Genomic DNA, 13,842 nt, shown 5'->3' on the forward strand with positions numbered 1-13,842 from the left:
TAAATATAAAATCACATGAGAACACTCTGTTCATTCATTATTAGCTGCATGTTCCTCTGTTTCGGATGGCTGCAGGCTCAGGACAAAACACCCACGATAGTAATCTCTACACAGAATACAGCATTAGTCTATACAACAAATGCAAAAAAGCAACTTACGCAGCTTTATTTCGGTCAGGCACTAGCCAATACTTCCGATTACACTCTAAAAAAAACAAACGATCTACCAGCTATTATTACTCAAGGTTCAGGGCCGGTTCGTGAACCTTCGCTTGGTATTGTTCATTCAGATAATAATCCGTCGCTGGAACTTCAGTACATTAATCACAATACCAAAACCGAAGGCAATATTCAGACGACACAAATTCAGCTTAAAGATCCTCAGTATCCGTTTTATGTTACACTATATTTTAAAGCTTATAAAAATGAAAATGTTATTGAACAATGGACAGAAATTAAACATCAGGAGAAAAAGGCCATTACACTAAAGCATTTTACGTCAGCTTTTCTTCAACTCTCTTCAAAAAACTATTACCTGACACATTTCTTTGGTGACTGGGCCAATGAAATGCGCATGGAAGAGAATCTTTTACCTGAAGGAATTCATCATATAGAATCTAAGCTGGGAACACGGGCAACCAATTTCGATTTACCTTCTTTTATGCTTTCTGTAGACCAGCCAGCTGGTGAAGAGAACGGAAAAGTACTGGCTGGGACTCTTGCCTGGAGTGGTAATTTCAGCCTAGGCTTTGAAAACATTAAGTATAGCGAAGATTTTGGCAATCTGCTGCAGGTTCTACCCGGCATTAATAATTATGCTTCTGATTATACTCTGATACCAAATACCACCTTTACAACACCATCTTTTATCTATACTTATTCCTATTCCGGAAAAGGGCAGGCTTCTAGAAACCTTCACCAATGGGCAACCAATTACGGAATTTATAAAGGTAAAGAGAATAAATCGACCTTATTAAACAACTGGGAAGCTACTTATTTTAAATTCGACGAACAAAAGCTAACCAGCCTTCTGGGAGATGCGCAAAATCTAGGAGTAGATGTATTTCTTCTGGATGATGGCTGGTTTGGAAATAAATACCCGAGAAACAATGATGATGCAGGACTTGGCGATTGGGAATTAAATAAAAAAAAGCTCCCTAATGGCCTTCCATTCCTTGTGAAAGAGGCTAAAAAGCACAATGTGAAATTTGGGATATGGGTAGAACCGGAAATGGTAAATCCCAAAAGCGAACTCTATGAAAAACATCCCGACTGGATTCTGAAACTTCCAAACAGAGACGAAAATCTAAGAAGGACACAACTAGTACTGGATTTATCCAATCCTAAGGTACAGGAACATGTCTTTAAAGTAGTAGACAATATTCTCCAGGAGAATCCTGATATTGCTTACATCAAATGGGATTGTAACCGCTATATGACCAACGCATTTTCAGATTATCTGAAGGATAAACAAAATAACCTGTATATAGATTATACCTTAGGACTTTATAAAGTTTTGGAACGCATCCGTCAGAAATACCCGGATACAGAACTAATGTGGTGTAGTGGTGGCGGTGGCCGTGCAGAATATGGTGGATTAAAGTATACGAATGAATTCTGGCCAAGTGATAATACAGATCCTTTACAACGAATCTTTATTCAGTATGGGTATTCTTATTTCTTTCCAATGGGAATACAGTGCGCCCATGTAACAAGTTGGGGAAAGCAGCCTTTAAAATTCAAACTGGATGTTGCTATGAGTGGCAAATTGGGATTTGATATACGTATTGAAGAAATGAAAGCAGAGGAATTAAAACTGTCTCAGAATGCTCTGAAAAATTATAAAAGTATACAGGATATAATTAATACCGGTGAGATGTACCGATTAATAGCTCCTTATAACAATCATTATGCAGCGTGGATGCTCACGGATAAAACCAAAAATAAAGCAGTGCTCTATACATACAACCTGCATACTCAATTAGGTGATTATTTTGCTCCAATACAATTCCAGGGTCTTGATCCTAATAAAAATTATGTATTAAAAGAACTAAATCTTGAAAATGAAAGCAAGCCACAACTTCCACAAAACGGAAAATCTTTCTCAGGAGATTATTTAATGAAAATTGGACTTCCTTGGTTCTTGAATGGCAGTCTGAAAAGCAGCATTATAGAGCTAACCGCAACAAATTAAGCACATTATATCTTAAACCATTTTTTCTTAAAAGCTTTCCAACGCTGAGCATTAATTATTTCTTGCTCAGCTTTGGAGATCTTTAATTCATATTTTTTATATCGACAATCTTCATAAGACTTGATAATTTGGAAAAAAAATGAAACTGATTTATTTTTCATGGCTTCCTTAGAAGCTGCAATGTAGGCCAATACTCTTTTCAATCCTAAAAAATAGAAGTATCTGCCATAATAATCGGATTGCTTTACAGAATAATCTTTTCCTTTTATTTTGAGTAATTTCACATGCAATTCTGGTAAAACCACTTCTTTCCAACCTAGACTTTCTAATAAAACAGAATCAATATTATCCCAGCCCAAAGTTTCTCTTAATCCTCCGGTTTCAAGAAAACATTCTTTTCTATAAGCCTTCATTGGACCTCTTACATGGTTTTTATTAGAGTTCCCTTCATATACCCATTCTCCATCCCGCTCAATATACAATAGTCCTCCCACTAATCCATATTGTGCATTTTCTTGAAATGCTTGTTGTACATGCTCAAGATAATTGTCCGGAAATATAATATCAGCATCGAACTTGCAAACAATGTCATAATTGTCCAGAGAGATACCTTCCAGGCCTTTATTAAAGGTTCTTACAACTTTCGCTCCTGGCTGATGCTCAGACTTGGGCAGATTACGAAGCGTAAATGTAGAATCTTCTACTCCGCTAAGCTTTATATTCTCTACGAAATCTTCAACAAGAACTCTGGTATTATCTGTAGAACCATCATTAACAACAATGCACGAGAAATCCTGAAAAGATTGCCTTCGAAGTGAATCCAAGCACCGTAAAATGTTCTCTTCTTCATTATGTGTCGGGATAACTATTAAAAAACGCACAAACAACTAATTTCAAAATTAACCAATCTCTTAGTGTGCTTCCAGCCAGTTATCTCCCACTCCTACTTCTACCACCAACGGCACCTTTGTAGAATATGCACTTTCCATTTCGGTTTTAATAAGCTTTGATGCCTTTTCAATCTCATTTATCGGAGATTCAAACACCAATTCATCATGTACCTGAAGCAGCATTTTGGTATTCATTTTCTTTTCGTCCAACTGTTGATCGATTCTGATCATTGCCAGTTTTATAATATCAGCTGCACTTCCCTGTATCGGTGCATTTACAGCATTACGCTCTGCATGTCCACGTACAACAAAATTATTGGAATTGATATCGGTAAGGTGACGTTTTCTGCCTAAAATAGTTTCTACATAACCTAAATCACGTGCTTTTTTCACCTGCTCGTCCATATACTCACGAAGTCTCGGATAAGTCTCATAATAAGCATCAATCATCGCTTTTGCTTCTGAACGGGAGAGTCCGGTTTGCTCTGCCAAAGCAAAAGCTCCCTGACCATATATAATTCCGAAGTTTACAGTCTTTGCCTGGCTTCTTTGTATTTTAGATACTTCTTCAATTGGGATTTTAAATAGTTTAGCTGCCGTGGAAGCATGGATATCTGCTCCCTGATTAAAGGCCTCCAACATATTGTTCTCACCACTTATCTCAGCTATTAGTCTCAACTCTATCTGAGAATAATCGGCAGAGATCAGCTTTTTCCCTTCTCCGGCAACGAAAGCGCCACGAATTTGCTGGCCACGAAGTGTACGGATCGGAATATTCTGTAAGTTTGGATTAACACTTGCTAAACGTCCGGTAGCAGCAGTAGTCTGTGAGAAATTGGTATGTACTCTGTTGTCAAAGGCATCAATCTGCGTAGGTAAAGCATCTACATAGGTAGATTTCAGCTTTTGCAACTGACGGTATTCTAATATATGTTTAATGATTTCGTGCTTAGAAGCTAGCTTTTGAAGGATATCTTCAGAAGTTGCATATTGTCCGGTTTTGGTTTTCTTAGCCTTTGGATCAAGCTGCATTTTTTCAAACAAAATGTCCCCTAACTGACGTGGAGAGTTCATATTAAACTCCTCACCGGAAAGTTCAAATATTTCCTGTTCCAATTTCTTAAGGTCGCTTTCCAAATCTATGCTTTCCTGCGCCAGCCAGTCTTTATCCAACGAAACTCCAGCAAGCTCCATACGTGCTAAAACATTTACCAATGGCATTTCTACATCAGTAAAAAGTTTTTCCAGATTTTCGGATTTCAACTGCGGGGCAAACAACTCATATAACTGGAAAGTAACATCAGCATCTTCTGCAGCATAAGCTGTTTGCTCAGCTACGCTCACATCTCTTAATGTGCCTTGTTTTTTGCCTTTTTTTCCGATTAGAGTTTCAATAGAAACAGGTATATAATCCAGATACATTTCAGACAGATAGTCCATACCATGACGTCCGTCCGGACTTAGCAGGTAATGAGCTATCATTGTATCGAAAAGTTTCCCCTTTACCTCAACACCTTGTTGGTGAAGTACTTTATAGTCAAACTTCAGATTATGCGCTATCTTTATCTGGTCTTCTTTCTCGAAAACCGGACGCATAATATCCAAAAGAACTTGCGCTTCCTGCTTATCTTCCGGCATCGGAATATAATAAGCCAAGCCTTTTTTATAAGAGAAAGAAACGCCAATTAGCTGCACTTCCAACTCATTCAAGGAAGTAGTTTCTGTATCGAAGGCTAATGCAGGTTTTTCCAAAAGATTTCTCACCAATACCGAAAGCGCTTTTGGCGAATCTACATACTGATATAAATGGTCGTTGGTTTTAATATCTTTTTTAGAAGTGGTTGCTGCATCCAGCTCGTCAAAACTTGAGAATAAATTAAGCTGCTCTGCCTGTGGTGAAACTTTCTTCACGGTATCTTCAGCTGTTGCCTGTACCGGTTCTCCTTTCGGAGCAAAAGCACGGTACATATTTTCGTATAATCTACGGAATTCCAGTTCCTCGAATATTTCTTTTACTTTTTCAAAATCAGGTGCTTCCAGGTCGTATTGCTCCTGATGGAAATCTATTGGAGCATCGATCATAATAGTCGCCAATTTTTTGGAGAGTATACCTCTTTCCGCACTTGCTTCTACTTTTTCTTTCAGCTTTCCTTTCAAATCAGCTGTATTTGCCAAAAGATTTTCTATGCTACCATAATCCTGAAGGAACTTTTTAGCTGTTTTTTCACCAACACCTTCCAGTCCCGGGATATTATCTACACTATCCCCCATCATTGCCAGGAAGTCAATTACCTGCTTAGGATCCTGAATATCGTACTTTGCTTTTACTTCTTCTACGCCCAGAATTTCGATATCTCCACCTTTCATTCCGGGTTTGTATATTTTCACACGGTCTGTAACCAGCTGGGCAAAATCCTTATCTGGTGTTACCATGTATACATTATAGCCTTCACTCTCGGCCTTATAAGAAAGGGTACCTATAACATCGTCGGCCTCATAACCTTCTACCCCGAGAATAGGAATATGCATCGCTTCCAGAATCTGATGGATGTACGGAACTGCTATTTTAATAGCCTCCGGTGTTTCGGAACGATTGGCTTTGTATTCTTCAAAGTCATCATGACGCAGGGTTTTACCTCCCACATCAAATACAACAGCAAGATGTGTTGGCTTTTCTCTTTTTATAAGCTCTATTAATGAATTAGTAAATCCAAAGATTGCAGAGGTGTTCATCCCCTTGCTTGTTAATCTCGGACTTCTGATTAAAGCATAATATCCACGGAAAATCATTGCGTAGGCATCGATAAGAAAGAGCCTTTTGTCTTGTGTTGCATCCATAAAACAAAGATAAGAAATAGTTACTAGTCTTCGGTTAAGAGTTATTAGTTTGCTATGATACATTGGATCCTGTTTTCTGAGTATGAAGCAATTGATATAGCAATATTTTTTATAATCTGTCACATGATTCATTGCTTATTGCTCATTACTCAAGACTCTAATCTGGCAACTGTAAGCCAAAAAGAACTATTTTTGTATCATGTTAGACATAAGGACTGTTACTGTAATGCGCTATATTCTGCCGTTACGGGAAGGCGGCTCTCTTCCTGCACTGGCAGAAGCCGATGATGATTTTAAATATGTACTGAAATTCCGTGGTGCTGGCCATGGAGTAAAGATGCTGATTTCTGAATTACTGGGTGGAAAAATAACAGAGGCACTGGGATTAAAAATTCCGGAACTTGTATTTGTAAATCTGGATGCTGATTTCGGGAGAAGCGAAGGTGACGAAGAAATTCAGGATCTTCTAAAGGCCAGTGAAGGCCTCAATCTTGGGCTGCATTTCCTTTCAGGTGCTATTGCTTATGATTCTACTATAAAAATAGATCCGCTTCTGGCTTCTAAAATCGTATGGCTGGATGCATTTATCACTAATATAGACCGTACATTTAAAAATACGAATCTATTGATGTGGCATAAGGAGCTATGGATAATCGACAATGGTGCTTCTTTTTATTTCCACCACTCCTGGCAGAATTTTGATGCTGCAGCCAAAACACCATTTAAGTACGTAAAAGATCACGTTTTACTTCCTCAAGCATCTATGCTGGATGAGGCTAATCAGTTTGCTAAAGAAAAACTGAACGATGATGTTTTCAGGGAAATTGTAAATCTTATTCCTGAAGACTGGTTACACTGGAATGATGCCGACGAAACTCCGGAAGAGATAAGAGAAGTTTACTTCCAGTTTCTGAAAACCCGATTAAAAAATTCTGAAATCTTTGTAAACGAAGCTAAAAATGCAAGAGGATAAAATATACGAATACGCAGTAATACGCTTAGTACCCAAGGTTGAGAGAGAGGAATTTTTCAACATCGGACTGGTTATGTTTTCCAAGAAAGAAAAATACATTCGTGTGGAGTTTCATCTCTGCCCGGACAAGTTTGCTTTAATGCACAGTAAACTGGATTATGAAGATATTACTCAGAATCTGATCAGTTTTCAGAATATTGCTAAAGGCGATAAAAATGGAGGTCCTATTGCCTTACTGGAAATCCCGGAACGTTTCCGTTGGCTTACAGCTGTAAGAAGTGCTGTAGTTCAGACCTCGCGCCCACATCCCGGAAAAAGTAAAGATCTGGATAAGACTTTTGATAAACTTTTTGAAGAACTGGTGAAGTAAGAAATTCACCTTTATATTTATAATCCTTGTCGTGGTACAAAATCCGACAAGGATTTTTTATTTAACTCCTGTCATTAATGTTTCTTATAAAAAATCTATTTTTACTAAAAACTAAATAACATGAATACACAAATCAGAAAAACAGTCTGCACTTTGGCATTATTTACGAGTGCTGTGCTCTTTTCTCAAAAAGCCAAACCTCCTGTTATGGGATGGAGCAGCTGGAATAATTACCGCATAAACATTAATGAACAATTGATTAAAGAACAAGCTGACGCCATGGTCTCATCTGGGTTATATGCGGCAGGCTACCGATACATCAATATAGATGATGGTTATTTTGGTGGCAGAGATGAAAAAGGGAACCTTATTACCGACAATAAAAAATTCCCGTCCGGTATGAAGAGTCTTGCTGCGTATATTCATAGTAAAGGACTAAAGGCCGGAATTTACTCAGATGCCGGAAAAAACACATGTGGTTCTATTTGGGATAATGACAAACAAGGTTTTGGTGTAGGTTTATATGGTCATTTGAATCAGGATGCTGATTTATTCTTCAAAGAATGGAAATATGATTTTATAAAAGTCGATTGGTGTGGTGGCGAACAAATGAAACTAAATGAGCAAGAAGAATACACCAAGATCATTAATAAAGTAAAGTCTATCGATCCTGATATTGTTTTCAACGTTTGCCGTTGGCAGTTTCCGGGAGAATGGGCTATTAAAATTGCTGATTCATGGAGAGTTTCAGGAGATATTAGTGCAAAGTTTTCCTCCATTCTGCATATTATAGATCTTAATAAAAATCTTTATCCTTATGCTTCTGCAGGACATTATAATGATATGGATATGCTTCAGGTAGGACGAGGAATGAGTTATGATGAAGACAAAACACATTTTTCCATGTGGGCTTTATTAAATTCGCCATTGCTCGCAGGCAACGATCTTCGGTCGATGTCCAAAGCTACTATCGAAATTCTTACCAATAAAGAAATTATTGCACTGAACCAGGACACAGCTTTCAAACAGGCCAAAAATATTATCACTGATGGAAATATAGAAGTTTGGCAAAAGATGTTGACTAAAGGCCAAAAAGCCATAGCGATTATGAATCGTGGCAACCAGGAAATTAGTTACACTTTAAGCGCTTCCAAACTGGGATTAAATCAGAATACGAAAATCAGAGATTTGTGGCTTCACAAAAATCTGGGAAAATATGGTGAACAGCAAACTTTCAAAATACCTCAACATGGTATCGTTGTCCTAAAAACTGATTAATATAACTAATAAGATAAGGGCTCAAAGTTTTGTCTTTAAGCCCTTGTATAAAAATATTTACTCATAAACCACATAATTCACCTTATCTACTCCGGTATTCCCGGTCTTTTCATGGTAAGCGTACAACGTTAGTTCATAATTTCCGGGAGAGTTAATCATATCTTCTCCTTCGAAAAGGTTTGTTGATATCCATGACATTTTGATATCCTTTACATATTTCCCGTCTTTTTTTAAGATGCCTTTTACTTCAATCTCTTCAGAGTCCCAAACGCCACCTTTATCAATAACACACCCACACATCATTACAATATTTGCCTGGAACTGAAACGGTTTATCTTTTATTGTTTTCAACGGTATATACTGATGTGTTCTGGGCTTTAGTATATCGATAATGTATCCCGGAATTTCCAATATAATCCCGTCGCCTAAAATATCTTTTCCGGGGATTACCCATAATTCGGTGCTTACCTTTGCCTGAGCCTGTTTGTTGTTAAATGGAGAAATTACTTCTACCGTTACAAAAGTAGGTTCGCTAATATCGATGTTTGCTGTAAACCCTGCGGTCTGGGCATCGGTAATAGAGGCTCCTCTTGCTTTGGTATTTTTCATTATTAAATCTGTATTTCCCGTCCCGCCTGTAGTCTTTCCTTCGGCAAGTATTTTCTGGCTTGTCTTATCCCTTACAATAATGTAAGCACCTCCAAGCGAACTTCCGATAAATTTTGCATCTCTGGCTTTTGCTCTTATCATGATTTTGGTTGGCGTGGCAGAAACCAGCAATATATTAGCACATAACAATGTGGCTAAAAAAATAAATGTTCTCATGTGTTTAGTGATTTTTGATATTCTTGTTTAAATCTGTTATAAAAGGAATTAGCTTTTAGCTCTGCATCTACAGCATCCAGATAAGAGAAAATACCCAAGTCATCTGAAAGAAGATTTAAGATCGCACTTTCGCAGCTTTGCCAGATTAGTTCTAATTCGGGTAATATTTCAGTTGCTTTGGGTGATAAGGATACCAGTTGTTTCCGTTTATCATCCTTATCTTTTTGGATATGCAAAAAATCCTTTTCTGACATTTTTTTTACAATAACAACTACTGACGGATGCGAATAACCTAAAGATTCTGCAATATCTGCAATTGAGATCTCTCCTTTATTCTGTAGTAACATAAAAATAAGATACCAGTTAGGCTCTATATCTATGTCAATTTCTTTGTATAGTTTCCTTACATCATGCGACATCCGGTCACTAATTCTCTTAAGTCTGCTGTCGAATGCCTTATATCCTAATGTTTTAATAAAATCCATTCTCTGTATTATTTATAACAAATATAATAAAAATATAAAGTCAACTATATAGTTAACTTTATATTTTAGTAAAAATGCAAATTATTATCCTTAAGGCTTTTAATGATTTTCTTTATATCCTAGCAGAACATATAGTTTATATGTGAAAATTTATTTTTCTTTGTAAAGTTTCTTTATGAAGTATATATTCTATACTTCTACCCGATACTATCCAATTTGCTAATATCTGATCATGAAAAAACTAATACTCTCCATTATTTTTGTTCCTGCTGCATTTTCTGCCCAACAGGTTATTTCTAAAGATGCCGAAATTGCCAATTACGTCTCACAGGTAAGTACAGATTCTCTAAAGTCTCATATCAATAAGCTGGTAGGTTTCGGAACTCGACATACCATGAGTTCTGTAACAGATCCCAAGAGAGGAATTGGTGCTGCCAGAAACTGGGTTCTGAGAAAGTTTAAAGATTATGCAAAGAATACAGATGGCAGAATGGAAGTATTTCTACAAAATCAGATGATACAACCAGACGGCAAAAGGATTGATAAACCAACAGATTTAGGAAATCCTGTTGCTATTCTGCGTGGTACAGATCCCAATGACAAGCGGATTTTTATGATTAGCGGGCATTTGGATTCACGTGTTAGCGATGTAATGAACGCAAAAGACAATGCTCCGGGGGCCAATGATGATGGCAGTGGTACAGCAGCAGTAATAGAAAGTGCACGAATTCTGAGTAAATCCAAATTCCCCGCAACTATAGTATTTGTCGCTTTTTCAGGAGAAGAACAAGGCTTATTGGGATCTAAAATGATGGCTGAAAAGGCTAAAAATGAAAACTGGCAGCTCGAAGCACTTCTGAATAATGATATGATTTCTAATAACCTGACCAGCGAAACCAATCTGATTAATGCACACCAGTTGAGAGTATTTTCTGAGGGCTTACCGCAATACGAGCTGGATAAAAAGGCTCAGAAAATCAGAAGCCTTGGTTTGGAAAATGACGGCGATGCCCGACAATTGGCAAGATATATAAAAGAAACGGCGGAACGCTATGTAGATAATCTACAGGTGAAACTTATATACAGAAATGACAGATTTCTAAGAGGAGGTGATCACTCTCCCTTTGTAGAAAGAGGCTATTCCGCTGTAAGGCTTACTGAGTATAATGAAAACTTCGACCATCAGCATCAGGATATCCGCAAAGAAAACGGAAAACAATATGGAGATTTACCCGAGTTTATTGATTTCGATTATTTCAAAAAGAATGTAGGAGTAAACGTTTCTGTATTAGCCAATCTGGCAAAATCACCGTCAAAACCTGAAAATGTAAAAATGGAAGTAAAAGAACTCACCAATTATACTTCTCTTTCCTGGGAGAAGCCTAAATCGGGTGAAGTAACCGGATATTATGTCTTAATACGTGAAACAGATTCTCCAGTATGGCAAAAGAAAATTTTCACAAAGGACATGTCTGTAAAATTACCTTCCTCTAAAGACAATTACTTCTTTGCCGTTCAGGCAGTAAACAGCACCGGCAACGAAAGCTTGATCGTTATTCCTGGTGTAAAATAAAAATAGCCTGTCAGATTTGATGTGACAGGCTATTTTTTATCTCTAAATTCCCTTAGGAAATTTTCGTCAGCTTTGCGAACTTCAGGATCAGGTTTTTCTCACCCTCATGCTGGAATAGTACTTTTGCTTTTATATTCTGCGGATCCGTTCCGTCCAGGAAAACAACTTCCCCCACTCCAAAACGGTCATGTCGTACCATATCCCCTACTTCAATATGATCTGTAGTTCCACCAGATGGATTGTTAATTTGAGCAGAAGCTACAGGTTTCAGGTTTTTAGGTGTTAAAGCCGGAGAAGGCGTTAACTTCTTCGGAGTATCTTTCTTCACCAGGCGTGGAGGTGGTGCATCATCAAAAAGACTAGAGGTAAGTCCTGAAGAATTTCTGAATCGTGTATCAGTTGCCGGATTAAGGAAGTCCAGATACATTGTATCTACTTCGCTTAAGAAACGGCTTGGTTCGGAATCTGTAATTTTACCCCACTGAAAACGGGAAACTGCATACGAGAATATAGCCTGTTTTTCAGCTCTTGTAAGCGCTACATAAAACAAACGTCTTTCTTCTTCCAACTCTTCTCGGGTGTTAGCACTCATAAACGACGGAAAAAGATTCTCTTCCAGACCTACAATATGTACTACAGGGAATTCCAGACCTTTTGACAAGTGAATGGTCATTAAAGAGACTTTATTGTTGTCATCGTCCTTATCCTGAGTATCTGTAGAAAGTGCAATATTTTCAAGGAAATTAGAAAGTCCGGGATCACCGTCTTCTAATTGCTGTTGTTCCTCAATAAATCCTTGTAAGGAGTTCATTAATTCCTGAATATTCTCCATACGGGAAACACCTTCAGGAGTCTGGTCGTCCTTTAGTAGCTTTAGTAGTCCACTCTTCTGTGCAACATCCATAGCCACCTGATAAACGGTCTCTGTCTTCATCATTACCTGAAAGGCTTTGATCATATTCCAGAATTCTGAAAGCTTATTGAGTGTACCTGCATTAAACCCTGTCTGTGGCCCATACATCTGAAGGTTATTCAGCAGTTCAGCCATCGAAATATTCAGCTGATCAGCAGTAACAATTAGTTTATTCTGCGTCGTTTCACCGATACCTCTTGTTGGATAATTGATAATACGAAGCAAAGCTTCCTGATCGTTTTCATTAACCAGAAGTCTTAAATAAGCTATTAAATCCTTGATTTCTTTTCTCTGGTAGAATGAAAGTCCACCATATACTTTATACGGAATGTTCTTTCTTCTCAATGCATCTTCAAATGCACGAGTCTGAGAGTTGGTTCTATATAGAATTGCAAAATCACTGTATTTACGCTGATTTCGCATACTGTTTTCCAAGATCTGTGCAGCAACGAAGTTAGCTTCATCTGCATCGGAGAGACTTCGGTAAACCTGTATTTTATCTCCCGGTTCGTTTTCACTGAAAACATTTTTCTTAAACTGCTGCTGATTTTTAGCAATAACATCATTTGCAGCATTTACAATATTCTGTGTAGAACGATAATTCTGTTCCAGGGAAACAGTAACCGCATCCGGATAATCTTTTTTAAAGTTCAGAATGTTGTAGATATTCGCCCCACGGAATGCATAGATTGACTGTGCATCATCTCCTACCACGCACAAATTCTCAAATTTAGAAGCCAATGCTTTTACAATAAGATACTGGGAGTGGTTGGTATCCTGGTACTCATCTACCAAAATGTAACGGAATCTATCTTGGTATTTTGCCAGTACTTCCGGGAACCTGGTTAGAAGCTCGTTGGTACGTAACAACAAATCATCAAAATCCATTGCTCCGGATTTGTAGCATGTTTCAACATACTTACGGTATATCTCACCTAGCAGCTTCATATTAGCCATTTCATCAGCTTCCATCAGTTCCGGATTATTGAAATAGGCATTTACTGTAATCAGATTGTTTTTATATTGAGAAATTCTACTCAATACTTTTTTAGGTTTATACAAATCTGAATCGATAGACATCTCTTTCAGCACTTTTTTAATAACATTCAGTGCATCCTGGCTATCATAAATCGTAAAATTGGACGGAAATCCCAGATAATGAGCTTCCATACGAAGTATTCTGGCAAATATGGAGTGAAATGTTCCCATCCATATACTTTTAGCATCGCTATCCCCTACTACCCTTGCAATACGCTCTTTCATTTCACGTGCTGCTTTGTTGGTAAAGGTTAGTGCCAGAATATTGAAAGGATCTACACCATTTTGTATCAGATGGGCGATACGCATTGTCAGTACCCGGGTTTTGCCGGAGCCCGCTCCCGCCAGCACCATCAAAGGTCCCTGGATAGTTGTTACCGCTTCATACTGTGATTCATTAAGTCCTTTCAGATAATCCATTCTGTCTCTACAATTTTTTAGGAATACAAATTTAAGGAAAAGTTTT

10 protein-coding genes are annotated in these 13,842 nt (G+C 37.8%); 5 read left to right on the forward strand and 5 right to left on the reverse strand.

Annotation, left to right across the window (positions count from 1 at the left end; translation table 11 throughout):
• Positions 1–15: 15 nt before the first annotated feature.
• A complete protein-coding gene (locus C8J95_RS11475; RefSeq protein ID WP_255412790.1) occupies positions 16–2,193 on the forward strand; it encodes an alpha-galactosidase in 2,178 nt (725 codons plus the stop codon).
• Between the two features lie 5 nt (positions 2,194–2,198).
• Here the strand turns inward: C8J95_RS11475 and C8J95_RS11480 are convergent, their stop codons facing one another.
• Positions 2,199–3,074 carry a glycosyltransferase family A protein gene (locus C8J95_RS11480; protein WP_107808460.1) on the reverse strand — a complete coding sequence of 292 codons (876 nt, stop codon included), beginning with the start codon at positions 3,072–3,074 and terminating at the stop codon, positions 2,199–2,201.
• A gap of 30 nt (positions 3,075–3,104) precedes the next feature.
• Positions 3,105–5,921: a DNA polymerase I gene (gene polA, locus C8J95_RS11485; protein ID WP_107808461.1), complete on the reverse strand. Its 2,817-nt coding sequence runs from the start codon at positions 5,919–5,921 to the stop codon at positions 3,105–3,107.
• Between the two features lie 199 nt (positions 5,922–6,120).
• On the opposite strand from polA, the gene C8J95_RS11490 reads away from it, so the two are divergent.
• The 3 genes from C8J95_RS11490 to C8J95_RS11500 all read left to right on the forward strand — a co-directional run bounded on the left by C8J95_RS11490 (position 6,121) and on the right by C8J95_RS11500 (position 8,542).
• The gene (locus C8J95_RS11490; protein WP_107808462.1) at positions 6,121–6,894 is read left to right on the forward strand and encodes a HipA family kinase; all 774 of its coding nucleotides are present in this window, start codon (positions 6,121–6,123) and stop codon (positions 6,892–6,894) included.
• On the forward strand, positions 6,881–7,264 hold the full coding sequence (locus C8J95_RS11495) for a DUF3037 domain-containing protein (RefSeq protein WP_034869100.1): 384 nt from the start codon (positions 6,881–6,883) through the stop codon (positions 7,262–7,264). Before C8J95_RS11490 ends, C8J95_RS11495 begins: the two co-directional genes overlap by 14 nt.
• A 120-nt stretch (positions 7,265–7,384) precedes the next feature.
• The gene (locus tag C8J95_RS11500; RefSeq protein ID WP_107808463.1) at positions 7,385–8,542 is read left to right on the forward strand and encodes a glycoside hydrolase family 27 protein; all 1,158 of its coding nucleotides are present in this window, start codon (positions 7,385–7,387) and stop codon (positions 8,540–8,542) included.
• Between the two features lie 57 nt (positions 8,543–8,599).
• Here C8J95_RS11500 and C8J95_RS11505 read toward each other — a convergent pair whose 3' ends face one another.
• Both C8J95_RS11505 and C8J95_RS11510 read right to left on the reverse strand, forming a co-directional pair.
• Positions 8,600–9,367 carry a hypothetical protein gene (locus C8J95_RS11505; protein WP_107808464.1) on the reverse strand — a complete coding sequence of 256 codons (768 nt, stop codon included), beginning with the start codon at positions 9,365–9,367 and terminating at the stop codon, positions 8,600–8,602.
• Complete coding sequence (locus C8J95_RS11510) at positions 9,364–9,852, reverse strand: MarR family winged helix-turn-helix transcriptional regulator (protein ID WP_107808465.1); 489 nt, start codon at positions 9,850–9,852, stop codon at positions 9,364–9,366. The genes C8J95_RS11505 and C8J95_RS11510 overlap by 4 nt, the downstream gene beginning before the upstream one ends.
• Positions 9,853–10,084: 232 nt before the next feature.
• Here C8J95_RS11510 and C8J95_RS11515 point away from each other — a divergent pair, with 232 nt between their 5' ends.
• On the forward strand, positions 10,085–11,425 hold the full coding sequence (locus tag C8J95_RS11515) for a M28 family metallopeptidase (protein WP_107808466.1): 1,341 nt from the start codon (positions 10,085–10,087) through the stop codon (positions 11,423–11,425).
• 52 nt (positions 11,426–11,477) lie between these two features.
• Here C8J95_RS11515 and C8J95_RS11520 read toward each other — a convergent pair whose 3' ends face one another.
• A complete protein-coding gene (locus C8J95_RS11520) occupies positions 11,478–13,796 on the reverse strand; it encodes an ATP-dependent helicase (RefSeq protein WP_107808467.1) in 2,319 nt (772 codons plus the stop codon).
• Positions 13,797–13,842: the final 46 nt, after the last annotated feature.

This window comes from Elizabethkingia sp. YR214, assembly GCF_003058195.1.
GTDB lineage: Bacteria > Bacteroidota > Bacteroidia > Flavobacteriales > Weeksellaceae > Elizabethkingia.